This is a genomic window from Cupriavidus sp. SHE (genome assembly GCF_000812445.1).
GTDB classification, from domain to species: domain Bacteria; phylum Pseudomonadota; class Gammaproteobacteria; order Burkholderiales; family Burkholderiaceae; genus Cupriavidus; species Cupriavidus metallidurans.
In genome coordinates this window covers 153,276-175,366 of the sequence record NZ_JWMB01000021.1, presented here as the reverse complement: position 1 = coordinate 175,366, position 22,091 = coordinate 153,276, and the positions used below count along the sequence as shown (strand labels likewise).

29 protein-coding genes are annotated in these 22,091 nt (G+C 62.9%); 11 read left to right on the top strand and 18 right to left on the bottom strand.

Features of this window, described 5'->3' with window-relative positions; all coding sequences use genetic code 11:
- Window positions 1–21: 21 nt before the first annotated feature.
- From RN01_RS11825 to RN01_RS11760, 13 genes are all read right to left on the bottom strand, one after another.
- Window positions 22–561 (bottom strand): hypothetical protein, encoded by a 540-nt coding sequence (locus tag RN01_RS11825; RefSeq protein WP_017515389.1) that lies wholly within the window; start codon window positions 559–561, stop codon window positions 22–24.
- Window positions 558–1,151 (bottom strand): hypothetical protein, encoded by a 594-nt coding sequence (locus tag RN01_RS11820; RefSeq protein ID WP_024569144.1) that lies wholly within the window; start codon window positions 1,149–1,151, stop codon window positions 558–560. Before RN01_RS11820 ends, RN01_RS11825 begins: the two co-directional genes overlap by 4 nt.
- 456 nt (window positions 1,152–1,607) lie before the next feature.
- Window positions 1,608–1,808: a hypothetical protein gene (locus RN01_RS11810; RefSeq protein ID WP_017515945.1), complete on the bottom strand. Its 201-nt coding sequence runs from the start codon at window positions 1,806–1,808 to the stop codon at window positions 1,608–1,610.
- A 198-nt stretch (window positions 1,809–2,006) separates the two neighbouring features.
- Entirely contained in the window at window positions 2,007–2,438 is a 432-nt protein-coding gene (locus RN01_RS11805; protein WP_024569145.1) for a hypothetical protein, read from the bottom strand.
- Window positions 2,435–2,731 carry a hypothetical protein gene (locus tag RN01_RS11800; protein ID WP_017515958.1) on the bottom strand — a complete coding sequence of 99 codons (297 nt, stop codon included), beginning with the start codon at window positions 2,729–2,731 and terminating at the stop codon, window positions 2,435–2,437. Before RN01_RS11800 ends, RN01_RS11805 begins: the two co-directional genes overlap by 4 nt.
- On the bottom strand, window positions 2,728–2,976 hold the full coding sequence (locus tag RN01_RS11795; protein ID WP_017515959.1) for a hypothetical protein: 249 nt from the start codon (window positions 2,974–2,976) through the stop codon (window positions 2,728–2,730). Before RN01_RS11795 ends, RN01_RS11800 begins: the two co-directional genes overlap by 4 nt.
- A complete protein-coding gene (locus RN01_RS11790) occupies window positions 2,973–3,176 on the bottom strand; it encodes a hypothetical protein (protein ID WP_017515960.1) in 204 nt (67 codons plus the stop codon). The genes RN01_RS11795 and RN01_RS11790 overlap by 4 nt, the downstream gene beginning before the upstream one ends.
- The gene (locus tag RN01_RS11785) at window positions 3,173–3,541 is read right to left on the bottom strand and encodes a hypothetical protein (RefSeq protein WP_024569147.1); all 369 of its coding nucleotides are present in this window, start codon (window positions 3,539–3,541) and stop codon (window positions 3,173–3,175) included. Before RN01_RS11785 ends, RN01_RS11790 begins: the two co-directional genes overlap by 4 nt.
- Window positions 3,538–4,419 (bottom strand): hypothetical protein, encoded by an 882-nt coding sequence (locus RN01_RS32495; RefSeq protein ID WP_024569148.1) that lies wholly within the window; start codon window positions 4,417–4,419, stop codon window positions 3,538–3,540. Before RN01_RS32495 ends, RN01_RS11785 begins: the two co-directional genes overlap by 4 nt.
- Window positions 4,416–4,847: a hypothetical protein gene (locus tag RN01_RS11775; protein ID WP_017514945.1), complete on the bottom strand. Its 432-nt coding sequence runs from the start codon at window positions 4,845–4,847 to the stop codon at window positions 4,416–4,418. Before RN01_RS11775 ends, RN01_RS32495 begins: the two co-directional genes overlap by 4 nt.
- Before the next feature lie 8 nt (window positions 4,848–4,855).
- Complete coding sequence (locus RN01_RS11770; protein WP_017514946.1) at window positions 4,856–5,191, bottom strand: hypothetical protein; 336 nt, start codon at window positions 5,189–5,191, stop codon at window positions 4,856–4,858.
- A 99-nt stretch (window positions 5,192–5,290) separates the two neighbouring features.
- A complete protein-coding gene (locus tag RN01_RS11765; protein ID WP_017514947.1) occupies window positions 5,291–5,749 on the bottom strand; it encodes a hypothetical protein in 459 nt (152 codons plus the stop codon).
- Window positions 5,746–6,783 carry an integrase family protein gene (locus RN01_RS11760; RefSeq protein WP_080672712.1) on the bottom strand — a complete coding sequence of 346 codons (1,038 nt, stop codon included), beginning with the start codon at window positions 6,781–6,783 and terminating at the stop codon, window positions 5,746–5,748. Before RN01_RS11760 ends, RN01_RS11765 begins: the two co-directional genes overlap by 4 nt.
- Window positions 6,784–6,876: 93 nt before the next feature.
- Here RN01_RS11760 and RN01_RS11755 point away from each other — a divergent pair, with 93 nt between their 5' ends.
- From RN01_RS11755 to iscX, 10 genes are all read left to right on the top strand, one after another.
- Window positions 6,877–7,350 (top strand): low molecular weight protein-tyrosine-phosphatase, encoded by a 474-nt coding sequence (locus RN01_RS11755; RefSeq protein WP_029699591.1) that lies wholly within the window; start codon window positions 6,877–6,879, stop codon window positions 7,348–7,350.
- Window positions 7,350–9,461, top strand: a complete 2,112-nt coding sequence (locus RN01_RS11750; RefSeq protein WP_024569150.1) for a site-specific recombinase — start codon at window positions 7,350–7,352, stop codon at window positions 9,459–9,461. The genes RN01_RS11755 and RN01_RS11750 overlap by 1 nt, the downstream gene beginning before the upstream one ends.
- A 97-nt stretch (window positions 9,462–9,558) precedes the next feature.
- On the top strand, window positions 9,559–10,113 hold the full coding sequence (gene iscR / locus RN01_RS11745; RefSeq protein WP_024569151.1) for a Fe-S cluster assembly transcriptional regulator IscR: 555 nt from the start codon (window positions 9,559–9,561) through the stop codon (window positions 10,111–10,113).
- 75 nt (window positions 10,114–10,188) lie between these two features.
- A complete protein-coding gene (locus tag RN01_RS11740; RefSeq protein WP_008649298.1) occupies window positions 10,189–11,409 on the top strand; it encodes an IscS subfamily cysteine desulfurase in 1,221 nt (406 codons plus the stop codon).
- Window positions 11,410–11,465: 56 nt separating this feature from the next.
- Entirely contained in the window at window positions 11,466–11,867 is a 402-nt protein-coding gene (gene iscU / locus RN01_RS11735) for a Fe-S cluster assembly scaffold IscU (RefSeq protein ID WP_008649297.1), read from the top strand.
- 71 nt (window positions 11,868–11,938) lie between these two features.
- Window positions 11,939–12,259 carry an iron-sulfur cluster assembly protein IscA gene (iscA, locus tag RN01_RS11730; protein ID WP_008649296.1) on the top strand — a complete coding sequence of 107 codons (321 nt, stop codon included), beginning with the start codon at window positions 11,939–11,941 and terminating at the stop codon, window positions 12,257–12,259.
- Window positions 12,260–12,323: 64 nt separating this feature from the next.
- Window positions 12,324–12,842 carry a Fe-S protein assembly co-chaperone HscB gene (gene hscB, locus RN01_RS11725; RefSeq protein WP_011515821.1) on the top strand — a complete coding sequence of 173 codons (519 nt, stop codon included), beginning with the start codon at window positions 12,324–12,326 and terminating at the stop codon, window positions 12,840–12,842.
- A gap of 9 nt (window positions 12,843–12,851) precedes the next feature.
- A complete protein-coding gene (hscA, locus tag RN01_RS11720; protein WP_017512713.1) occupies window positions 12,852–14,717 on the top strand; it encodes a Fe-S protein assembly chaperone HscA in 1,866 nt (621 codons plus the stop codon).
- A 41-nt stretch (window positions 14,718–14,758) separates the two neighbouring features.
- The gene (gene fdx / locus RN01_RS11715) at window positions 14,759–15,097 is read left to right on the top strand and encodes an ISC system 2Fe-2S type ferredoxin (RefSeq protein WP_011515823.1); all 339 of its coding nucleotides are present in this window, start codon (window positions 14,759–14,761) and stop codon (window positions 15,095–15,097) included.
- Window positions 15,098–15,119: 22 nt separating this feature from the next.
- Window positions 15,120–15,314 carry a Fe-S cluster assembly protein IscX gene (iscX, locus tag RN01_RS11710; protein WP_008649279.1) on the top strand — a complete coding sequence of 65 codons (195 nt, stop codon included), beginning with the start codon at window positions 15,120–15,122 and terminating at the stop codon, window positions 15,312–15,314.
- Between the two features lie 60 nt (window positions 15,315–15,374).
- Here the strand turns inward: iscX and RN01_RS11705 are convergent, their stop codons facing one another.
- From RN01_RS11705 to prfB, 5 genes are all read right to left on the bottom strand, one after another.
- The gene (locus RN01_RS11705; RefSeq protein ID WP_017512714.1) at window positions 15,375–16,271 is read right to left on the bottom strand and encodes a hypothetical protein; all 897 of its coding nucleotides are present in this window, start codon (window positions 16,269–16,271) and stop codon (window positions 15,375–15,377) included.
- A gap of 238 nt (window positions 16,272–16,509) precedes the next feature.
- The gene (locus RN01_RS11700; RefSeq protein WP_024569153.1) at window positions 16,510–17,223 is read right to left on the bottom strand and encodes a glycine zipper 2TM domain-containing protein; all 714 of its coding nucleotides are present in this window, start codon (window positions 17,221–17,223) and stop codon (window positions 16,510–16,512) included.
- Window positions 17,224–17,499: 276 nt separating this feature from the next.
- On the bottom strand, window positions 17,500–19,047 hold the full coding sequence (lysS, locus tag RN01_RS11695) for a lysine--tRNA ligase (protein WP_024569154.1): 1,548 nt from the start codon (window positions 19,045–19,047) through the stop codon (window positions 17,500–17,502).
- Between the two features lie 59 nt (window positions 19,048–19,106).
- On the bottom strand, window positions 19,107–19,877 hold the full coding sequence (locus RN01_RS11690; protein WP_008649271.1) for an SDR family oxidoreductase: 771 nt from the start codon (window positions 19,875–19,877) through the stop codon (window positions 19,107–19,109).
- 135 nt (window positions 19,878–20,012) lie between these two features.
- Window positions 20,013–21,117 (bottom strand): peptide chain release factor 2 gene (gene prfB, locus RN01_RS11685; protein ID WP_111733283.1). Its coding sequence is split into 2 segments (ribosomal slippage): window positions 20,013–21,035 and window positions 21,037–21,117, totalling 1,104 coding nucleotides; the frame shifts between segments, so codons are not numbered across the junction.
- A 204-nt stretch (window positions 21,118–21,321) separates the two neighbouring features.
- Here prfB and RN01_RS11680 point away from each other — a divergent pair.
- The gene (locus RN01_RS11680; protein ID WP_024569155.1) at window positions 21,322–22,044 is read left to right on the top strand and encodes a M23 family metallopeptidase; all 723 of its coding nucleotides are present in this window, start codon (window positions 21,322–21,324) and stop codon (window positions 22,042–22,044) included.
- Window positions 22,045–22,091 lie beyond the last annotated feature (47 nt).

Genomic DNA, 22,091 nt, shown 5'->3' with positions numbered 1-22,091 from the left:
CCTTCGTCGGGCACTTCGTGTTCAGTGCGGGGCCACGTACAGGCGCGCTTCGTTCACGAGTAGCGCCATCGCCGCATCCGTTTGCCACGTGGCGATGCTCGTCATCGCGTCGTGCTGTCGCGCCGTCGAGAGAATCGTGTCGTCAATCGTGCGGCGCTGTTTCAAGACTTCCGCTTCGATCCCTTCGATACGACCCAATGCCTTCTTGAGCAGGTCGAGCATGTCGTCGGCGAACTTGTTGAATTCCGTACGGATTGACCGGTTCCCATCACGCGCGACCTTGTCGATGTGCGGGTTCTTTTCGAGCGCATCCAAGCGCGATGACAGTGCGCGCAACTGAGCGTCGAGACGTTCAATCACACCGTATGCATCAGCGGGCGTGTCAGATGGCGCGACGTTGCCGATGGCGCGCCAAAGTTCGTCAAGTTCGGAACGCAGGGCGACCAGTTCGCGCGCATCGCTTGGTGACGATGTCGACGACGTGACGCGCTTCGCTTGGGCGGTGACAGGCAGACCGCCGACATGCTGGACGACGGCGCGTTGCTCGTGTGGATAGCTCATTTCGCCCCCTTGCTGTTCGCGGTTGCGTAGGCAAATTTCGCGGCGGCGCTCTTGCGCTCGCACTCGCGAATCAGGCCCGATAGATCGGCGTCCGGGTTTGCGCGGGCAACGCGACGCAACCAATTGCCGCGTTGATTGCTCTGCGCCAGATCGCGCGCGAGACACAGGCGTTTGACGTCTTCGGCCAGCGCGCCGAACGCGGCCCGGCCCGTTTTCACGAACGACTCGAGGTCACTCGCTACGGCGTCGACGCGGGTTTGATCGACGGCACCATGCATACGCGCGGCGCGGATCATGCGTGCGGCTTCGGCTAGGGCGGGCTCATGCTCGGTATAACGAACGTCGTCGCCGTTGCGCAGATGCCGCGCGAGGTCTTCGAAGAGGGTCAAACCCAGCGCGTCGCCTTCGATGCGGGCCCAAATCTTATGTTCGCCCTCGGCGAATTTGCTGTCGATGGCATCGGCACGCGCCAGGTCAGGCACGGCATCGTCGGGCAGCGCGGCATAGGCGTCGTCGACGGCGTTCAGGAGCTTTTGCGCGGCCAGACGGCAGGCGCGATGCGTTTCGGAAATCGGGGTGAAGGTTTGCATTTGCAGACTCCACGGGAGCGGCGCGCGCGACTAGCGGCGGCCAGATGGTTTCTATCGGATGCAATAGCGAATTTCGCCGCGCTCAGATTTGGCGATCACGTCGCCGACGGCGGTAAGTTGGCGCAGAGCGTGTCGCACGCGGCCAGCGGGCAGGCGAGCGCAACGCAGCAAGAGCCAGAACGGGGCACCGTTTTCAAACCCTGCGAGGGTGCGCCAGACACGGGCGCGCTCGTCGACCAGGGTGGGCGGTTCGCTTTGGATGGGGATGGGGGCGGGTGCGGCCATCGGGTGCAGTCGTTCGTTGCACCGAGACCGGAACACCGTCGCTCGGAATGATGGGGACTTGCGGCGAACGCACTCACCGATGACCGGGGGTTTCACCGAACCGTCCGACCGTACATGCCCGGTCGAGGCGGCGGGAGCCATCAGGCAGCGTGCTTGCCTTTGCCGTGAAGCCTAGACCGATCCGGCACCGATGACAAGTCGCACATCCAAACGCTCGGGGTCGTGCGCGGCGGCCGGGGCGACGACAAAGCGCGGATCATGCCGCCAGCGCCGCCGCACGGGCAGCGGGTCGGGCTCGCGCTTGGGCAGGCTCGGCGGCGCGGATTTTTCAACGATCAGGTCGAGCCATGACGGGCTTCGAGCGTGGGCCAAGCGAGAACCCTCCGAGGACAACGTCGATCAGGCGAGTATGAAAGCAATTTATAGCGTATTACATGCTGTTATCAAGAGCATTTATGGCTCGATTCCTGATAGTTTGGCAACGCTGCTCAGCGGCACCCGGTTTTCCAAAATGACCCGAGCAAAGACACTCCCCCCCTGCCTCGCGCTCGACCCGCGCCACGCGATTTCTCAGACGTCGTCCGCGTCGAGCGTGTCGGGTTTGCGAATGCCGAACAATTCGGCAATCAATGACTCAGGTGATGCGGGTTCGTGATGCTCGAGACCGAGCCGGCGATTGCGCTCGTCGATGAGTCGGTCGAGTAGTGTCATTGCCTCGAGTAACGATTTGGCCGGGCCATCGACTTGATCCGACCATTCCAACGCGGTCGATTGCATCGCTATGCCGCGCGTCGCTTCGTCGTCGAACAGGTCGGGCCGCAGCAGTGCCGGCACCAGACTACCCAAGACTTTCGAGAACTCGGCAATGCCGACCAGCACGTCGCCCAGGTCATATTGCAGGTCGCCGCAGACTTCCCCGATCAATTGCGAGAACTCGTCTTCGTCGAGCGTCGATAGGTCGTCGGGCACAATGCGCCGACCGCGTTCGTCGAAATGGATCATGGCCGGGCCTTTGGCGCTTCTAACGCCCGCTTGATTCGCGCCGCTGCATCGACATCGTGTAGCTCGACAGCGAGCGTGTACGACGTGATGCCGTGTTGGGCGAAGACGACCAGCAGGCCGCGCAGCAAGTCGACGACTTCGTGCTCACTCAGTGTGTGGCCCAGCACGAACGCATTGTTCACATCGAGTCCGGCAACGCCGGCACTGTCGAGATAGACGACGTAGCCACCACAACCATAGGGCCAAACGAACACGGCCGCGCCTTGCGAAAGATCGGGAAAGGGTTTGGTCATTCTTCATTCCCCGGGTTGTCGTTCTTTTCAACATGGTAGGGCCGATACGGCCAGAGCGGGCACGCATATGACGAACAGCGGCGCACTTCGTCGCGCTTGTCACCAGTGCAGCGCAGACAGAACGCCTGCACAGCGGCGGCGCGGCTCTGTCCCGCGTAGGCGCGCAGATAGATGCCGTGATAGAGCGGCGACACGGTCGCGAGTTCTTTCCCGCGTGCCTGTTTGATTTTTTCGTCCTTGGTCATTCGTCAGTCTCCAGGTTGTCTATCGGCGCATACATCGCGCAGCGGTTCCGCGCGTTCGCGCCAGCCAAAGCGATTCGCTGTGCCCCCACGTCGGCATAGCTGCGCGCGGGCGTCAGGCAAATTGGCAAGCCATCATCGCGGCGGCGGAACGCGCGGCAGCACTCGCAACAGCGAACGAACGGTTCGGCGTCGCGATTCATGGCGCGTCCCCGAAAAGATCGCGCTGGCGTGTCGCCGGGTCGTTCACCTTCGGCTTGAGCGCACGAGCAATTCCGCGCTTTCTTGCTGGTGGTGGAGTGTCTGGCAATGTGCCGTGCCTGCGCGGATCGGAAGCGCCGCCATATGCGGGTCTCAGGCTGTGCGCGTCGAGCAGGTGCGACAGGTATGCCCGATGATGTTCGACAAGCGCGTCCAAGGCTGGACCACTGGCGCAGGCGAGTTCCGCGAACGCGTTCATGCGTCGGTCCTTGGGCCAGCCTTCAAGGTCGGCAGCGCGTTCGACCCATGCTTGGCCCTGCCGCAGCCGCAGGGCGCGCAATTCGGCAGCCAGGTGGGGGGCGGTCATGCTGCCCCCTTTGCCGCGCGCAGGTACGGGTCGAACGCCGCAAGAGCCTCGGTAGTTCCGACGAGACGGTAGGGCACGCCATGCGTCCGAGCGGTGTTAATGGCATGTGCTGCGGCAGCTTCGAGCATCGCCGGGTCGGCACTTTCGCAAACCCTCGTTTCGGTCGTCTGGAACCCGAGCCGGATCGCCACAGACAGAACACCCGAGTCGGCCTGTTTGACGTACAAGGACAGGGGGGAAATGAGCGCGCCAGATGGGGGGGTTCTTAGCCCCCCAACTTCACCAACTTCAACAGCACCCCCCTTGGTAGATATAGATCGCCCCAGTTTTTGGGGTAGTCGTGTGTCACAAAAACCGTCGACTACCCCAGTTTTCGGGGTAGTGCGGAGCCCCGTATCACACGGCTGCCCCACTTTCTGGGGTAGCACTACCCCGTTTTCCGGGGTAGCAAAAACGGGCACTACCCCATTTTCTGGGGTAAGGGCGACTACCCCATTTTTCGGGGGAGTGGCGCGTTTGGTCGAACGCGGCCGACGCGCCTTTTGCAACACGATTGGCGGCGGCGCTTTGGCGAGTTCGATCCATGCGAGGGCGTACCGGGCGGGACGATTCAGGCCGCCTTCGGCGAGTCGCTTGACCAAGCCACTATGAAGCACTTCATCAATTGCGCTGGCGATGGTCGCCTTGCTGGTCCAGCCTCGCTTCATCAGACGCGCTTCCGTGGCGATCAGAAATCCATTGTTGTTGCCCTTGTACTGACGCAGAAGGTCGAGCAGGAGCCGGAGCGCCGACCCGCTCAATAGCAAGAACTGGGGACTGTCGATCACCCTATGCGGCAGCTTGACGAACTGTTCGCTGTGGCCCTTCTTGCCATTCATCGCGCGGCCCCCTTTTGCGAGTCCACAGCAGCGAAGACGCGCTCGACGGCCAGGTCGAAACGACTCCACGCGACCGCGTCTAGAACATCTCCGCGACGGATGCAGCGCGCACATTGAACGATGACGACCAAGTCGAACTCGATGCCGCGCAGGACGTCACGCGCATTGAGCGCGAACCGCTCGCCGGGCGTTGCGTGCGTGCGATCTGGGAACATGTCGGCGACCGTCAAACCCACGGCGGCCAGCACGTCAACGACGTCGCAGTCAGCGAAGCATTTCATCAGGACGCGCCCGTCAGGCAGTTCGCGCCATGCAAGCGTGGATTTCCTGCCCCTGCCGTGAGCGGGACACGCGGCGCGGCCGGATTCCTTCGACGACCACGTCACGTGGTCGAGCAGCGGCAACAGCCGGTCAAGAGGACGGGACATGGCCGCCCTCACTCGGTGGCGTTGGGGGTGCTGGCGGCGGCCTTGCGCTGCCGGATACTGCGGACGTAGGGGCGGGACTCGCGCAGTTCCTCGATCCAGTCCAAGCCATCTTGTTTGGTGATGTAGCGCCGCCGCCCGATGAGGAACATGCGCGGGCCATCGCCATTGGCGATGATTTCTTCAAAGGTGGAAAGCGGAATGCCGAGCATCACACTGCAAAACACCTCGACCGGCAATGCGGGTGCGATGGACACGAGCAACGCCTGCGATGCGCGAGCGGGGCGCTCGGATTCGATGGCTTCCTTTGCGGCTTGGCCCGGATCGGGCGGGGGGGTGCGAGGCATTTCGGTTTTCCTCCGTCGCTTGTAGGTGACGCGTTGCAGACAGGCTAGGAGGAAAGTGGGACTGGCGGGGAGAACAACCCGGCTAACCAGGTTAGCTGGTTAATTTTGTGTTAGTAGGTCACTTATGGTCGAAGTGCTCACGCCAAAATGCGCTGCGGCAGCCTTGATGCTGCCGCGAGGACGCCGCCCGACTCCATCCCAATCATGGGTCTCACGCAAATAGGCGAGAAGATCGTCCCGTGCGATATTTTTCTGTGCTCTGGGGCGTGGGCGTCCTCGCGTCCGTTGGCTACGGGCGCTGTGGGCCTGCCTCGCTGCGAACTCCGGAATGTGGGTTACGAGTAACTCAATGAATGCATGTTGTACTTCGTGAAAGTCTCCGCCCCATGCTGCGTAGCGGGCTGCCGCGAGGATGAAATCTGATGCAGCATGACCAATGCCGGCCATCTCATTCATCTCTTCGGCAAACATCTCCACAATGTTCTCGCGGGCGCTGGGGTCAGCCTCGCTGCGCAGCATTTCCAGAGCGCGGGGCCAGTCTGAAATATCGCTGATCATTCCTGTACCAGCCGCGTGAGTGCGTCAGACCAGAGCCGTGCTGCGGCAATGCGTTCTTCGGCGTAGTCGTGCTGGTTGTAGACAGCCATAACGCCCTGCATTCGGTGGTTCAGGCATTTTTCGATGACGTGCGGAGGCACCCCGAGTCCAGCCAGCCGCGTGGCAAACGTGCGGCGCAGATCATGGGCGACGAACGGGGCGCACTGCTCACGCCCAACTTTGCGCTTGAGCCATGCCTGTACTGCCGTGGCGCTGGTTTCCGTTTCGCCTCGGTTGGCAACAGCGGAGGGTGTCATCGGCACCCAATGCGCCGAGCCATTTTTTGTGTGGTCAATTCGGAACTTGTCGCCATCTACATACCCTTGCTGTGCTTCACTGATGCGCAAGCCCGTGGCGAGGATGAACCTCAGAAGTTGGGCATTGGGGTCGGGCCATTTCCACATGGCGCGGATTTCGTCATCAGTCAGTGTGCGAGCACGGGATTTTTCCTCGCCGCCAATGACGCGCGCGGTGGTGCGGTCAAGCGGATTGGCTTGCAGATAGCCGCATTCCACGGCATAGGCGAGGGCGAGTTTCCAGTTCGATAGGCAGCGGTTTGCCGAAACAGGTGAGACCTTGGCGTAGTCCTTGAGCTTGGCAACCAATCCCGCCGTCGTGAGGCTTGTGAGTTTCGTGCTGCCAAGTACGGCCTTGCCCTTGGCTACGTAGATGCCCACGTTGCGGGTTTGCCGGTATCGGGGTTCAATGCGCCGCTCAAACCATTCACTCAGCAGAGCGCCGAATGTCATCGCCTCGGGGATGACGCTGTCATGCAGTGCAGTGGCACGGGCGCGGGCCGCCGCGAGGCTCACCCCGGGCCATTGGCCGATTTTCTCAACGCGCCACGCGCCACCCTTGCGGGTGCGGTAGACCCATGTGATTTTGCCGGTGGCTGCGCTGTGCCGGAAATACAGGCCGGTTGTGGCATCATCGCCCACGATAGAGTCCTGAGCGGGTGCCGCCAAGCTGCGTAAAACGGTTTCGGTGAGTCGCATTTGGTATCGATTCTGGTATCAATCTAGTCTGGATAACTGGATTTTACCTGATACCAACTGGACTCTATCCCCTTATTTTATGCGGCTTGACAGATGCTAAGGATTCTTCTGGTTTGTATGGGCAATATCTGCCGTTCCCCGACGGCGGAGGGTGTCCTGCGCGCCAAGCTCGAGGCCGCCGGCCTTGCCGATCTGGTCGAACTCGATTCGGCCGGCACGCATGACTATCACGTGGGCAGGGCGCCCGACGCGCGCAGCCAGCGCCATGCGCTGCGACGCGGCTACGACTTGTCCGCACTGCGTGCCCGGCAGGTGGTTGTGGCGGACTTCAGCCGCTTCGACCTGGTGCTGGCAATGGACCAGGCCAACCTTTCGGCGCTGCGCGCGCTCCATGCCGATGCCGGCGCCGACAGGCTGCGCCTGCTGATGAGCTTTGCCACGCAGCACAACGCCGAGGAAGTGCCCGACCCGTACTACGGCGAGGGCGATGGTTTCGAGCGCGTGCTGGACTATATCGAGGATGCCTGTGACGGCGTGATCGAGATGTTGCGGAAGCGGCTGACCTGATGCTGCGTTCCCTGTTTCGAAAGTGGCGCGAGTCACGCAATGCCAGCCTGCAACTGGATGCCATCCTGGCCGCGGCCGATCCCGATGCGCTGCTCGCCGACCGAAATCAATGGCTGATCGAACTCGCCTACTGGCTGCGCCGGGACGGCAATCTCGATGCCGGCGCGGAGGCGGGCGGGGCCGGCAGCCGCAGTTTCCCGGTCCATGTTCGTCTGCGTTACCTGCTGCAGGTGCTGGCCCGGCATCCCGACTGGGCCGACAGCTTCGCCCGCACGGTCCGCTCGATCGTGCGCGACAACGATCCGACCTCGCTGTTCTGCGATACCGGCGTGGCCTCTCACCCGGGGATCTGGAGCGAGATGGCGGACCGGCTCCAGGCGCGCTTCCTGCCGCCGCCCCCGAATCGCAGCGATATGGCAGGCCTGTTCGCGCTGCTATTTGTCGATGAGAACGACGCTGACTGGGTAGAGGCACTCGACGACGAACTGGTCGAGCGGTTTGCCCAGGCGCTGCTGGTGGGCGCCGAGGATGGTGCGGATGGTGGCGCGGAAGAAGGCGATGGCGTCAAGCGCCTGCGCAAGGCGCGCGAGGCGACGCTGACGGCCAGCATCCAGGTTCTGGTGAGCCAGGTGAGGGCGACGGGGCTGAGTCAGGCGATCCGCAGCCGCCTGCGTGGGCGCGTGGACGAGACACCGTTCTTCCGCCTGGACCGCGCCGTCGCGGCATTGTGCGAGGACGGACTGGCGCACGATGATGGTGCATTCGTCCATCGGCTCAATTACTTCCGCGGCCTGCTCGACGGTTGCCACGCAGCCGCGCGCCAGGTCTACGAGGATCTCGAGGAAAACGGTGTTTCCGTAGAGGTGGTGTTCCAGATCGAGCGGATGAAGGCTCGCCTGGCACGTATCGATCTGCTCCTCACCGCATGGGTCGATCCCTCGCACCATGGACGGCACGCGCACCTGATTGCCGAGTTGATCCGGTCGACGCAGGCGCGGCGCAGCGTCGGGCATCTGATGAGTTCGTCGTTCGCGCAACTCGCGCGCAAGGTCGTCGAGCGTTCGGCCGAGAGCGGCGAACACTACATCACGCGCGATCGCAAGGAGTATGGCGAACTGATGCGCGCCGCGATGGGCGGTGGTCTGGTTACCGTCCTTACCGTCTACCTGAAGTTCCTGATCTACGGGCTTCACCTCGACAAGTTCATCGAAGGCTTCCTGGCCTCGCTGAACTACGCGGGCAGCTTCCTCGCGATCCATTTCGCGCATTTCACGCTGGCCACCAAGCAGCCGGCCATGACCGGGCCGGCGCTGGCGCACCGGCTCGACGGCGCGGGGCGGCCGGAAGGGCGCGAGATTTTCGTCGACGACACGATCGCCATGATCCGGTCAAATGCGGCCGCGATCTTCGGCAACCTGTCCGTGGTGTTCCCGGTGGCGCTGGCGATCGAGTGGGGCGTGGGCAAGGCGTTCGGCGCCCACCTGCTGACGCCCGCGAAGGCGATCGCGACGATCGAATCGTTCTCGATCCTGGGCCCCACGCCGCTCTATGCGATCTTCACGGGCGTGCTGCTCTGGCTTTCGAGCCTGATCGCGGGATGGGCCGACAACTGGTTCGCGCTGCATCGTGTGCACGATGTCATGGCCTACAACCGGCGCTTGCGCTATGTGCTCGGTCAACGCGGTGCGATGCGCCTGGCCGATTTCTGGAAACGCAATCTCTCGGGCATCACGGCCAACGTGTCGCTGGGCTTCCTGCTTGGGCTGGGGCCGGAGATCCTGAGCTTCTTCGGTCCGCACATGGAAGTGCGCCATGTGACGCTTTCAACTGGTTCGATCGGTGCGGCCATTGGCGTGCTTGGGCTCGATGCGCTGCGCATGCCGGCCCTGTGGCTAGCGGTGGCGGGGATCGCGCTGATGGGGGTGTTGAACGTGGCGGTGAGCTTCGCGCTGGCTTTCAACATGGCGCTGCGCTCGCGCAACCTGCGCCGGGTCGACCGGCGGGAAGTGGTGCGGGCGGTGCGTCAGCGCATTCTCCGGCATCCGCTTTCATTGCTGATTCCGCCGCGCAAAGCGCCGGATTCGGCACCCGAGGGAAGCCCGTCGTTATAGCGAGTGGAACACTGCATTGCAGCAAGGGGTACTTGACTGATTTAGTCGGAAAATCTTATACTCGACCGAAATCCTCAAGTATTCCTCCCCGAGCATCATGAGACTGACCACCAAAGGCCGTTTCGCGGTAACCGCCATGATCGACTTGGCCATGCGCCAGGATCAGGGTCCTGTCACCCTGGCAGGCATCAGTCAACGTCAGAAGATCTCCCTGTCGTACCTGGAACAGCTGTTCGGCAAGCTGCGCCGCCACGAAATCGTGGAGAGCGTGCGTGGCCCGGGCGGCGGGTACAGTCTCGCCCGCAAGGCCGAGGACGTCACGGTGGCGGACATCATCATCGCTGTGGACGAACCGCTCGATGCGACGCAGTGCGGGGGGAAGGGCAATTGTAACGGAGATGACGGCAGCGGACGCTGCATGACCCACGAACTGTGGGCCACGCTGAACCAGAAGATGGTTGAGTATCTCGACTCCGTCTCCCTGAAGAATCTGGTCGACCAGCAGCGCGCCCGCCAGCCGGCGGTGCTGCACGACATGCGCGAAGACGCCGCGCAGCAGCCGGTCGCCGTGACCCGTGGCAAGGCGGACAAGCAGGAAAAGCCGGCACGCCCCCGCGTGGTCAATTCGGTTTTCAGCCTCGCGCAGTCCTGAGCAGGGATTTCGCGGCTGCAGTAAACTATCGGTAGACATTAAGCGATTAGCTGTACCTATAAGGCAGTCATAACGATGAGCACCACCCCACATTTCCCGATCTACATGGATTACTCGGCAACGACGCCGGTGGACCCGCGCGTGGCCGACAAGATGATTCCGTACCTGCGCGAGCAGTTCGGTAATCCGGCGTCGCGTAGCCACGCGTATGGCTGGGACGCCGAGCGCGCCGTGGAAGAGGCACGCGAGCAGGTGGCCGCGCTGGTCGGCGCCGATCCGCGCGAAATCGTCTGGACGTCGGGCGCGACCGAGTCGGACAACCTCGCCATCAAGGGCGCGGCGAATTTCTACTCGGGCAAGGGCAAGCACATCATCACCGTGAAGACCGAGCACAAGGCCGTGCTCGATACCACGCGTGAACTGGAGCGTCAGGGCTTCGAGGTGACGTACCTCGACGTCAAGGATGACGGCCTGATCGACATGGATGTGTTCAAGCAGGCGATTCGCCCGGACACGATCCTGGTGTCGGTGATGCTGGTGAACAACGAGATTGGTGTGATCCAGGACGTCGAGCAGATCGGTGAGATCTGCCGCGAGAAGGGCATCATCTTCCATTGCGACGCCGCGCAGGCGACCGGCAAGGTGACCATCGACCTGAGCACGCTGAAGTGCGACCTGATGTCGTTCTCGGCCCACAAGACCTATGGCCCGAAGGGCATCGGAGCGCTGTATGTTCGCCGCAAGCCGCGCGTGCGCATCGAAGCGCAAATGCACGGCGGCGGTCACGAGCGCGGCATGCGTTCGGGCACGCTGGCCCCGCACCAGATCGTCGGCATGGGCGAGGCATTCCGTCTGGCCCGCGAGGAAATGGCCACGGAAAACGAACGTATCCGGATGCTGCGCGACCGCCTGTGGAATGGTCTGTCGAGCATGGAAGAGGTGTATCTGAACGGTTCGATGGAACACCGCGTGCCGCACAACCTCAACGTCAGCTTCAACTTCGTCGAGGGTGAGTCGCTGATCATGGCGATCAAGGATGTGGCCGTGTCGTCGGGTTCGGCCTGCACGTCGGCTTCGCTGGAGCCGTCGTACGTGCTGCGCGCCCTGGGGCGCAATGACGAACTGGCGCACAGCTCGATCCGTTTCACCGTGGGCCGCTTCACGACTGAAGCCGAAATCGACTACACCGTCGAACTGCTCAAGAACAAGATCGGCAAGCTGCGCGACCTGTCGCCGCTGTGGGAAATGTTCAAGGACGGCGTCGACCTGAATTCGATCCAGTGGGCCGCGCACTGATTGCGGCACACGTAAAAAGAACAACCCCATTAAAAGATTGATTAGAGGTAGCCAAAATGTCTTACAGCAACAAGGTTCTCGACCACTATGAAAATCCGCGTAACGTCGGTTCGTTCGACAAGAACGACGACGCGGTGGGTACCGGCATGGTCGGCGCCCCGGCCTGCGGCGACGTGATGAAGCTGCAGATCAAGGTGAACGAGGCGGGCGTGATCGAAGACGCCAAGTTCAAGACCTATGGTTGTGGTTCGGCGATCGCCTCGTCGTCGCTGGTGACCGAATGGGTCAAGGGCAAGACCGTGGACCAGGCGCTGGAGATCAAGAACACCCAGATCGCCGAGGAACTGGCCCTGCCGCCGGTGAAGATCCACTGCTCGATCCTCGCCGAGGACGCCATCAAGGCGGCCGTCGATGATTACAAGAAGAAGCACCCGGGCGCCGAGCAGAAGGCTGCCTGATCCGGCGTAGACGGTTTGCATGACCGCGCGTGGCAAGTGGGTCGCGCGCGGTGTTCGACAGCAAGGCAAAGATGATCTCAATGACCGAAAAGGCGGCCAAGCACGTCGCCCGATACCTGGAACGCCGCGGCAAGGGCGTGGGCCTGCGCGTGGGCGTGAAGACGACCGGCTGTTCGGGTCTGGCGTACAAGCTTGAGTACGTCGATGAAGTGCTGCCCGAAGACCAGGTGTTCGAAACGCACGGCATCAAGGTGATCGTGGACCCGAAGAGCCTGCCGTACATCGACGGCACCGAGCTGGATTTCGCACGCGAAGGGTTGAACGAAGGCTTCAAGTTCAACAACCCCAACGTCAAGGACGAGTGCGGCTGCGGCGAGTCGTTCCGGGTCTGACGGCTTTTGCCGCGAGGCATGCAACAGGGGGCGGCATAGCCGCTCCTTTTTGTTGGGGAAGCTCTTGAAAGACGATTTTTTTGCGCTGTTCGGGCTGCCTGCCCGTTATGAAGTGGACGAGGCCGCGCTGGACGCGGCCTATCGCACGGTCCAGTCGCAGGCACACCCGGACCGTTTCGCCAATGCGGGCGATGCCGAGCGGCGCGTGGCCATGCAGTGGGCCGCGCATGCCAACGAGGCATACCGGACGCTGCGCCAGCCGCTCAAGCGCGCGATCTATCTTCTGCATCTGCGGGGCGTCGATATCCAGGCCGAGAGCAATACGGCCATGGCACCCGAATTCCTGATGCAGCAGATGGAATGGCGCGAGGCACTGCAGGATGCCGTCGACGGCCGCGCGGTGGATCAGCTGGATCGCCTGCTGCGCGACCTGCGTCAGGAAAAGCTCGAACGCCATGCGGCGCTCGGCGCGCTGCTTGATGCAGACGATAACGGCGCCGCTGGCGAGGCGGCACGACAGCTAATGTTTATCGAGAAGATCGAACACGACGCGAGCGAGGCGATCGATCGTCTCGAGGAATAAAGAAATACCATGGCACTGCTCCAGATTTCCGAACCCGGCATGTCGCCGGCGCCCCATCAGCGCCGATTGGCCGTGGGTATCGACCTTGGCACCACCAACTCGCTGGTGGCCGCCGTGCGCAACAGCATTCCCGAAGTCCTGCCCGACGAGCACGGCCGCGCGCTGCTGCCGTCCGTGGTGCGTTATTTGCCGAACGGCAATGCGCATATCGGCTACAAGGCCCAGGACGAGGCCGTGCGCGACCCCAAGAACACGATCATTTCGGTCAAACGCTTCATGGGCCGTGGCGTGCGCGACGTGGCCAATATCGAGCACAGCCTGTACGACTTTGTCGATGCGCCGGGCATGGTCCAGCTGAAGACCGCCGCCGGCATCAAGAGCCCGGTGGAAGTCTCGGCCGAGATCCTGGCCACGCTGCGCCAACGCGCGGAAGACTCGCTTGGTGATGAATTGGTCGGTGCCGTGATCACGGTGCCGGCGTACTTCGACGATGCGCAGCGTCAGGCCACCAAGGATGCCGCTCAACTGGCGGGCCTCGAGGTGCTGCGCCTGCTCAACGAGCCGACCGCCGCCGCGATTGCCTACGGTCTCGACAACGCCGCGGAAGGCATCTACGCCGTCTATGACCTGGGCGGTGGCACCTTCGATATCTCGGTGCTCAAGCTGACCAAGGGTGTGTTCGAAGTGATGTCGACGGGCGGCGATTCGGCGCTCGGTGGCGACGACTTCGACCAGCGCCTGCTGTGCTGGATCGTCGAGCAGGTCGGTCTGCAACCGTTGTCTGCCGAAGACTCGCGTCTGCTGATGGTGCGCGCCCGCGCGGCGAAGGAAGCGCTGTCGTCCAGTGACAGCACGGTGATTGACGCCGTGCTGACGAGCGGCGAGATCGTGCATCTCACGCTGGATGCCGATACCTTCATACAGATCACCGCCAACCTGGTGCAGAAGACGCTGACGCCAGTACGCAAGGCGCTGCGTGACGCCGGTGTCGGTCCCGAGGACGTGAAGGGCGTGGTCCTGGTGGGCGGCGCCACGAGAATGCCGGCAATCCGCAAGGCGGTGGGTGACTACTTCGGCCAGCAGCCGCTGACCAACCTCGATCCGGACCGAGTTGTGGCGCTGGGCGCGGCCATGCAGGCCAACCTGCTGGCCGGCAACCATGCGCCGGGCGAGGATTGGCTGCTGCTCGACGTGATCCCGCTCTCGCTGGGCGTGGAAACGATGGGTGGGCTGGTCGAGAAGATCGTCCCGCGCAACAGCACGATTCCCGTGGCGCGCGCGCAGGAGTTCACCACGTTCAAGGACGGCCAGACAGCAATGGCGATTCACGTGCTGCAAGGCGAGCGCGAGCTGGCCAGCGACTGCCGTTCGCTGGCGCGCTTCGAACTGCGTGGCATTCCGCCGATGGTGGCCGGCGCGGCACGTATCCGCGTGACCTATCAGGTGGATGCCGACGGCCTGCTGTCAGTGTCGGCCCGCGAGACCGGTTCCGGGGTGGAAGCATCGGTGTCGGTCAAGCCTTCGTATGGCCTGGCCGATGACGATATCGCCCGCATGTTGCAGGAGAGCTTCCAGGAAGCCGAGCACGACATGAAGAACCGCGCGCTCGCCGAGGAACGCGTGGACGCTGCCCGTCTGGTGGAAGCCACCACGCGTGCGCTCGAAACCGACGGCAACTTGCTGTCCGCCGACGAGCGTGCCGCAGTCGACGCGCTGATTGCCAATGTGAGCGAAATCGCCAAGGGCGAGGACCATCGCGCGATCAAGGCGGCGGTCGAACGCCTCTCGCAAGGCACCGACGAGTTTGCCGCACGCCGCATGGACCGCTCGATCAAGAGCGCGCTGGCCGGCAAGAAGGTTCAGGAAATCGGCTGAAGGCGGCGCTGCCCACGCTGCGGAAAGACTACAGGATAGAAATGCCACAGATCATCGTATTGCCCCACGTCGAGTTGTGTCCCGAAGGGGCTGTCTTCGAAGCCAACACCGGCACGAGCGTCTGCGACGCGTTGCTTGCCAATGGCATTGAGATCGAGCACGCGTGCGAGAAGTCGTGCGCCTGCACTACCTGCCACGTGATCGTGCGCGAGGGTTTCAATTCGCTCGAAGATGCCGAGGAAAAGGAAGAAGACCTGCTCGACAAGGCATGGGGTCTCGAGCCGAATTCACGCCTGTCGTGCCAGGCGCTGGTGGCGGACGACGACCTGACCGTCGAGATTCCGAAGTACACGATCAACCATGCCAAGGAAGGCCACTGAGCCTGACGCCCGGAGTTTCCTCATGAAATGGACTGATACCTACGATATCGCCGCCGCGCTCTATGACAAATTTCCGGAGGTCGATCCGCTGACGGTGCGTTTCACGCAACTGCGTCAGTGGGTGCTCGAACTCGACGACTTTAGCGATCTGCCCGAGCGTTCGGGCGAGAAGATCCTGGAGGCGATTCAGGCAGCGTGGATCGAGGAAGCGCAGTAAGCCTGCGTGACCTTTGAGAAAAAAGCACGGCGATCATGCCGTGCTTTTTTGTTTGCCGCGTCAGAAGCGGTAGCCGATACCGCCCATGATGATGTCCGTGTCCCGGTCATAGCCGGTCACCGTCCGGTTCCACGACAGGCGTGCTGACCATTGCTGGTTGATTCGGTAACTGGCCGACATCGTCATCAGCCCCGACCATCGCGATGGTGTCTCGGGTGCGGCCTGGCCGTGATCGCTCAGGTCGATCGCGTAGTAGGGCCCGGCGCCAACGCCCAGCGTCAGCTTGTCGTTGAAGAATGCGCGCTCCACCCACAACTGCGCGGCCACGCCATTGCGGCGCAATGCGGCGTTCTGGCCTTCATTGATATAGCTCACCGTGCCTGACAGGTAGCGGCTCAGGCCGCGCCGGTATTCGATCGCTTTGGCGAACGACGTTTCCGAATTGAACGTGTTCACGATGGTCCCGCCCAGGAACACGGTGAATTCATTCTGCGTGACGTTATTCGTGCGAGACGGGGGCGGCACCACGGGTCCGCCGCGATCGCCACGATCGAGTTGGTAGCCCACGCCGAGCAGCAGCGTATTGGTCTTGATGCTCGACCGCGTCTGCGCGCGGTTGTATCGCGCCTGCACCATCCACGGGCCGCCGTTGACATACCAGGTGGCTGACAAGCTGGCCAATGCGCCCCAGCCGTGGTCGTTGTCGGAGCCATTGCCTGAGCTTCGGCTGGTGGTGTCGAAATAGCGATAGGGGCCAATACCGACGGCGACGTTGAAATTCCGGTCAGCAAATGGATAGCGCCACCAGAGCTGAACGCTGTGACCATCGCGATGGTGGTCGGGGATATGGCCTTCGTTCAGGTAGGAGAACGATGCGTACCAGTTCTCGGACAGATTGTGCTGGTAGCTGTAGGTGTAGCCGTAGCTGGATTCACCACCCTGGTCGGAGCGTTGCAAGCCTCCTAGTACAAGCAACTCCTGTCCGTGGACGGGTGTCATCCACGCGGTGGCGCTCAACAACAGGACTGATATACGTAGACGGTGCGACAGAAAAGACAGAACTTCAGACAACAACATTACAAGTGGCCAGCAAAGAAATCGGGCCATCTTAACAATGAGGGCCGGCAAAAAGCCAGCCCCTGGTTCAAGGTTGCGCCAGATCAGAGTCTTGCTGATTGGCTTGAACGCGCTGCTGTCAGCCCGTCACCAGCACACCACGCTCGAGGTGCACGCGCTGTCCAACTTCCACACCCGGAGGGTTCTGGTAAGTGAACGTGCGGCGCGAGCCGTCGTCCATCTGCACGCTGACGCGGTAGGACTTGTTCGTGTTCAGCTTCTTCTCGGCATAGTTACCGCCGAAGCCGCCGGCTGCCGCGCCCGCGACAGTCCCCAGTATGCGGCCATTGCCGCTGCCGATCTGGTTGCCGAGCAGGCCGCCCACTACCGCACCACCCACCGCGCCAAGACCAGAGGTCGGCTTTTCAGATTCCACCGCTTGCACGCCGGATACATGGCCAGCCGTATGGCTGGCCCGTGCGGCGGTATTCGGCTCGGTTTGCGAAGGTTGTTGTTGCTGTTGTTGCTGTTGTTGCTGTTGCTGCTGCTGGGCAGGCGCCTGTGGCATTGCGTTTTGGGCGTACTGCCTGTCATAGGCCGGCGGGCGTGTGGTCGAGCCGGGCGCAGACGTTTGTGTCTCTGCTTGCGTCTCCGCTTGTGTGGCGGGTTGCGCGTTGTACTGTGCCGCGGTGGGCTCGGTGCCACCTTGGTTGGCCTTGCTGATCGGCAGCACACCCGTGATCGCTGCCACGGCCGCGAGGCTGGCAACGACGATCGACACAGCCGCCGCGCCAATCAGCGGATTCAGGCGGCGTTGGGTCAGCAAGGAGGGGAGGGTTTCCGGACCAGACATTTGCTTGTTCTCCAGGTCACCGCATGCGCAGTGGATAGTTTCAAGTTTGGCCGATACCAGAGCGCATTACCGTTCGTTTTTGTAAGTATCTGTAGTCCAAAAAATGCTTGGCAATCAATGGCTTATATCTGTGCTCGATCATCGTTGACGACCACGTTGTAACAATCGGGCACGCGATGTGCAGTTCCCGGGTGCCTCAACAAAGCAAAAGCCCCGCGTGGGCGGGGCTCTTGTTCAGGGTCATATTCTCACCGGCCGGTGGAGCGGCCGTGAGAATCAGTCCTCGCGGCGCAGGTGCGGGAACAGAATTACGTCGCGGATGTTCGGGCTGTCGGTCAGCAGCATCACCAGGCGGTCGATGCCGATACCGCAGCCACCTGTCGGAGGCATGCCGTACTCGAGCGCGCGGATGTAGTCGGCGTCGAAGTACATCGCTTCCTCGTCGCCCGCATCCTTCTGCTCGACCTGCTTGCGGAAACGTTCGGCCTGGTCTTCCGGGTCGTTAAGCTCGGAGAAGCCGTTGGCAATCTCGCGGCCCGTGATGAACAGTTCGAAGCGTTCGGTAATGCCAGGCTGCGTGTCCGAGCCGCGCGCCAGCGGCGATACCTCGACCGGGTAGTCGACGATGTAGGTCGGTTCCCAGAGTTGCGCTTCCGCGGTTTCCTCGAAGAGCACCAGTTGCAGCGTGCCCAGGCCGGCGTTCAGGAACTGCGGCGCGCTGGTGTTGATCTTGAACTTGTCCTTGAGCTCGGCGCGCAGGAAGTCGGCATCGGCAAGTTGCGCGTCGGTGTATTCCGGCGCGTACTTCTGGATCGCCCCGCAGATCGTCAGGCGATGGAACGGCTTGGACAGATCAAGTTCGCGGCCCTGGTACGTCACCGTGGCGCTGCCCCGCGCGTCAATCGCGGCCTGACGGATCAGGTTCTCGGTGAAGTCCATCAGCCAGCGGTAATCCGTGTAGGCCGCGTAGAACTCCATCATCGTGAACTCGGGGTTGTGGCGCGGGCTCACCCCTTCGTTACGGAAGTTGCGGTTGATTTCGAACACGCGCTCGAAGCCGCCGACGATCAGGCGCTTCAGATAGAGCTCGGGCGCGATGCGCATGAACATCTGCATGTCCAGTGCGTTGTGGTGCGTGATGAACGGCTTGGCTGCCGCGCCGCCCGGAATCGGGTGCAGCATCGGCGTTTCCACTTCCATGAAGCCGGCGTCGGCCATATGGCGACGGATCGACGAGATGGCCTGGGTGCGGGCGCGGAACGTGCTGCGCGTTTCCGGCGAGACGATCAGGTCCACATAGCGCTGGCGGTATTTGGTTTCCTGGTCTGCCAGGCCATGGAACTTGTCCGGCAGGGGACGCAGCGCCTTCGACAGCAGGCGCAGTTCGCGCACCTGCACCGACAACTCGCCCTTGTTCGTGCGGAACAGTTCTCCGCGCGCGCTGATGATGTCGCCGAGGTCCCAGTGCTTGAACGCGGCATAGACGTCTTCACCGACCTTGTCGCGCGTGATGTAGAACTGGATCTGGCCGCTGCCGTCCTGGACCGTGGCGAAGCTGGCCTTGCCCATCACGCGCTTGAGCATCATGCGTCCGGCGATGGACACTTCCACCGGGCTGGCTTCCAGCGTGGCCTGGTCCGTTTCGCCATACTGCGCGTGCAGCGCGCCGGCCTGGTGCGTCGGCTGGAAATCGTTGGGGAAGGCCACGCCTTGCTGGCGCAGGGCCTGCAGTTTCTCGCGCCGCTCGGCGATGATCTTGTTCTCATCTACGGCAAGCCCTTCGGTGGTGGGCGTGGCGGCTTGGGCGCGGGTCGGTTCGGTCATGATGTGAGGTTCGATCGCGCGGCGCGGAGCGTCGCGCGGGTTCGGTTCAATGTTTCGGTTCAGTATTTGCGGATGTCGTCGAGTTCGGTGGTGCCGAAATCGGGACGGGCCAGATAGGCCACGATGCGCCGGGCGGTATCGTCAGGCGAGGCGAGCTGTTCGTTGTCCTTGAGGTCGCGGAAGCGTTGCACCTGGGCGAAATCCGCGCCGCGGATGGTTTCCTGCATTCCGGTATCCACCACGCCCGGCGCCAGCGCCACGGCGCGCAAGGTGCGCGGCTCGGGCACGCTCGCGTACTCGGTGTTCACCGAGCGGATGAACATGTCCAGGCCAGCCTTGCCGGCGCAGTAGGCAGACCACCCCGGTACGGGGTTGCGCGCGGCGCCCGACGAGATTGCCAGCACCTTGCGCGGGCAATCGAAGCGCACCGTATGTTCGATGAACGCACCGGTCATGGTCATCGGCGTGACCAGGTTGGTCTGCAGATGCGGCACCAGCGTGCTGTCATGCAGTTGCGTGATCGGACCGATCGGCTCGACGACCCCGGCGTTCAGGATCAGGGTGATGCTGGCGGGCGCCTCTTCCACGGCATCGAGCACGCTCGCCAGCCAGCCGGCCGACGGGCCAGGCTGTGACAGATCCTGCAGATGCCAGGCCACGCGCACGCCACTGGCCGTAGCCTCGGCCTCGAGCTCGGGGTTGCGGCTGCGCGCCACGCCGATTACGCGGTTGCCGGGTACCAGCAGCGCGCGAACCAAGGCGGCCCCCAGGCCGCGCGAGGCGCCGGTGACGATGTAGAGATGGGTGGAGCGGGGCGTTCCGGTGGTCATGTGAGTGGACCTTGTTCAGTGAGATGGCATCGGAATCGCCGCGCAGGCCCCGAGTTTGTCCGGGGACATTGCGCGGCGACGTCTATCTGCAATCTTCGGCAGAAATTGCCAGGACCTGAGTATCAGGCGTCTGGATTACAACCCCTGTTTCAGGCTGGCCTCGATGAACGGGTCGAGGTCACCATCCAGCACCTTCTGGGTGTTGGACATTTCCACGTTGGTGCGCAGGTCCTTGATACGGCTCTGGTCCAGCACGTACGAGCGGATCTGGTGGCCCCAGCCCACGTCCGTCTTGCCGGCTTCGAGCTTGTCGGCTTCCGCCTGACGCTTGCGCATTTCATGCTCGTACAGGCGCGACTTCAGCATGGACATGGCCTCGGCGCGGTTGCGGTGCTGCGAACGGTCGTTCTGGCACTGCACGACGATGCCGGTGGGCATGTGCGTAATCCGCACGGCGGAGTCGGTCTTGTTGATGTGCTGACCACCGGCACCCGACGCGCGGTAGGTATCCACGCGCAGATCGGCCGGGTTGACCTCCACCTCGAACGAATCGTCCACTTCGGGGTACACGAAGACCGACGAGAACGACGTATGGCGCCCGCCCGACGAATCGAACGGCGACTTCCGCACCAGGCGATGCACACCGGTTTCCGTGCGCAGGTAGCCGAACGCGTATTCGCCCTCGACCTTGATCGTCGCGCTCTTGATGCCGGCCACGTCGCCTTCGGATTCTTCCAGCACTTCGGCCTTGAAACCCTTGCGCTCGCAGTACTTCAGGTACTGGCGCAGCAGCATCGACGCCCAGTCGCAGGCCTCGGTGCCGCCGGCGCCCGCCTGGATGTCGATGAACGCGTTGGCCTGGTCCATCTCGCCCGAGAACATGCGGCGGAACTCCATGTCCGCCACCAGGGCTTCGAAGCCAGAGACGTCGGCCTCGATGGATTCGAGTGTCTCGTCGTCGCCTTCCTCGCGGGCAAGCTCAAATAGCTCGTCCGTGCCGTTGAGGTCGTCGGTCAGCTTGCCGAGCACCTGCACGACGCCTTCCAGCGCCTTCTTTTCTTTGCCCAGGTCCTGGGCTCGCTTGGGGTTGTTCCAGACGTCGGGGTCTTCGAGCAACCCGTTGACTTCATCCAGCCGGTTTAATTTGACATCGTAGTCAAAGATACCCCCGTAGATCTTCCGTCCGGGAACGGAGATCGGAGATTGCACCGGAGATGGCGTTCAGGCGTTCTGCTTCCATGTTGTAGTGTTCTTGCGCTTCAAAACCGGGAATTATAGCGGATTGACGGGGCAAATCCGGGGTGGGGCGGACAGATCTCGCAACGAAAATGCGAACCGTTCGCGCAGCGAACGGTCTATTCGCGGAGCCTTCTCGCCGCTTCGGCGACAATAACGCCCGAACCGCGCCCACCCCGGCGCCATTTTTCAGGAGTGATTCCGGCGCATGAATCGAACGCACCACGCCAATCTGCAGACCCGCCGCCGTGCCCTGGGCGCGCTCGGCAGCCTCGCCGCGATTTCCCTGTCCGCCCTGCTGGCAGCCTGCGGCACCACGCCGACCGAGCCGGCTCCGGACGGTTTCTACCGCGTCGAGCGTGGCGACACGCTGTATTCGATCGCGCGCCGGAACAAGCGCTCCGTGTCCGAACTGGCACGCTGGAACAATATGTCGAACACCAACCAGATCGAGGTTGGGCAACTGATTCGCCTTCGTCCGCCCGGCGGGGCCTCCACATCGGCGGCGACGACACCGCAGTCCGACAAGCCCGCGCGTCCCGTCCAGGACATGCCGTCCGCCAAGCCGCCGGCCAGTTCGATCAGCCTGCAATGGCCAGCCGATGGCCGTGTCTCGGGCCGTTTCGCGCCGCCGGCGGAGAAGGGAATGCGTATCGAGGTACCGGCTGGCGGCAAGGTCCGCGCGGCCGCGCCGGGCTGGGCGATTCACGTCGGCACGCTGCGTGGCTACGGCATGTTGGTCATCGTCAAGCACAACGACGACTGGCTGACCGTCTACGGCAACCTGGACAAGCCGCTGGTCAAGGAGGGCGATCGCGTCACCGCTGGCCAGGAGATTGGCAGCATGGCGCAGGCCGCCGAACTGCATTTCGAGGTGCGCGGCAACGGTCGGCCGCTCAATCCGGCGAACTATCTGCCTTCTCGGGGCTAGGGGGTAAGAGCCGCCTGTCAGGCGCTTCGCTTTCCTCTCCCGCAGGC

Excerpts from the sequence above, each read along its gene's own strand:
- RN01_RS11825 (WP_017515389.1), bottom strand. The coding sequence starts at position 561 with ATGAGCTATCCACACGAGCAACGCGCCGTCGTCCAGCATGTCGGCGGT.
- RN01_RS11820 (WP_024569144.1), bottom strand. The coding sequence starts at position 1,151 with ATGCAAACCTTCACCCCGATTTCCGAAACGCATCGCGCCTGCCGTCTG.
- RN01_RS11805 (WP_024569145.1), bottom strand. The coding sequence starts at position 2,438 with ATGATCCATTTCGACGAACGCGGTCGGCGCATTGTGCCCGACGACCTA.
- RN01_RS11800 (WP_017515958.1), bottom strand. The coding sequence starts at position 2,731 with ATGACCAAACCCTTTCCCGATCTTTCGCAAGGCGCGGCCGTGTTCGTT.
- RN01_RS11795 (WP_017515959.1), bottom strand. The coding sequence starts at position 2,976 with ATGACCAAGGACGAAAAAATCAAACAGGCACGCGGGAAAGAACTCGCG.
- RN01_RS11790 (WP_017515960.1), bottom strand. The coding sequence starts at position 3,176 with ATGAATCGCGACGCCGAACCGTTCGTTCGCTGTTGCGAGTGCTGCCGC.
- RN01_RS11785 (WP_024569147.1), bottom strand. The coding sequence starts at position 3,541 with ATGACCGCCCCCCACCTGGCTGCCGAATTGCGCGCCCTGCGGCTGCGG.
- RN01_RS32495 (WP_024569148.1), bottom strand. The coding sequence starts at position 4,419 with ATGAATGGCAAGAAGGGCCACAGCGAACAGTTCGTCAAGCTGCCGCAT.
- RN01_RS11775 (WP_017514945.1), bottom strand. The coding sequence starts at position 4,847 with ATGTCCCGTCCTCTTGACCGGCTGTTGCCGCTGCTCGACCACGTGACG.
- RN01_RS11770 (WP_017514946.1), bottom strand. The coding sequence starts at position 5,191 with ATGCCTCGCACCCCCCCGCCCGATCCGGGCCAAGCCGCAAAGGAAGCC.
- RN01_RS11765 (WP_017514947.1), bottom strand. The coding sequence starts at position 5,749 with ATGATCAGCGATATTTCAGACTGGCCCCGCGCTCTGGAAATGCTGCGC.
- RN01_RS11760 (WP_080672712.1), bottom strand. The coding sequence starts at position 6,783 with ATGCGACTCACCGAAACCGTTTTACGCAGCTTGGCGGCACCCGCTCAG.
- RN01_RS11755 (WP_029699591.1), top strand. The coding sequence starts at position 6,877 with ATGCTAAGGATTCTTCTGGTTTGTATGGGCAATATCTGCCGTTCCCCG.
- RN01_RS11750 (WP_024569150.1), top strand. The coding sequence starts at position 7,350 with ATGCTGCGTTCCCTGTTTCGAAAGTGGCGCGAGTCACGCAATGCCAGC.
- iscR (WP_024569151.1), top strand. The coding sequence starts at position 9,559 with ATGAGACTGACCACCAAAGGCCGTTTCGCGGTAACCGCCATGATCGAC.
- RN01_RS11740 (WP_008649298.1), top strand. The coding sequence starts at position 10,189 with ATGAGCACCACCCCACATTTCCCGATCTACATGGATTACTCGGCAACG.
- iscU (WP_008649297.1), top strand. The coding sequence starts at position 11,466 with ATGTCTTACAGCAACAAGGTTCTCGACCACTATGAAAATCCGCGTAAC.
- iscA (WP_008649296.1), top strand. The coding sequence starts at position 11,939 with ATGATCTCAATGACCGAAAAGGCGGCCAAGCACGTCGCCCGATACCTG.
- hscA (WP_017512713.1), top strand. The coding sequence starts at position 12,852 with ATGGCACTGCTCCAGATTTCCGAACCCGGCATGTCGCCGGCGCCCCAT.
- fdx (WP_011515823.1), top strand. The coding sequence starts at position 14,759 with ATGCCACAGATCATCGTATTGCCCCACGTCGAGTTGTGTCCCGAAGGG.
- iscX (WP_008649279.1), top strand. The coding sequence starts at position 15,120 with ATGAAATGGACTGATACCTACGATATCGCCGCCGCGCTCTATGACAAA.
- RN01_RS11700 (WP_024569153.1), bottom strand. The coding sequence starts at position 17,223 with ATGTCTGGTCCGGAAACCCTCCCCTCCTTGCTGACCCAACGCCGCCTG.
- lysS (WP_024569154.1), bottom strand. The coding sequence starts at position 19,047 with ATGACCGAACCGACCCGCGCCCAAGCCGCCACGCCCACCACCGAAGGG.
- RN01_RS11690 (WP_008649271.1), bottom strand. The coding sequence starts at position 19,877 with ATGACCACCGGAACGCCCCGCTCCACCCATCTCTACATCGTCACCGGC.
- RN01_RS11680 (WP_024569155.1), top strand. The coding sequence starts at position 21,322 with ATGAATCGAACGCACCACGCCAATCTGCAGACCCGCCGCCGTGCCCTG.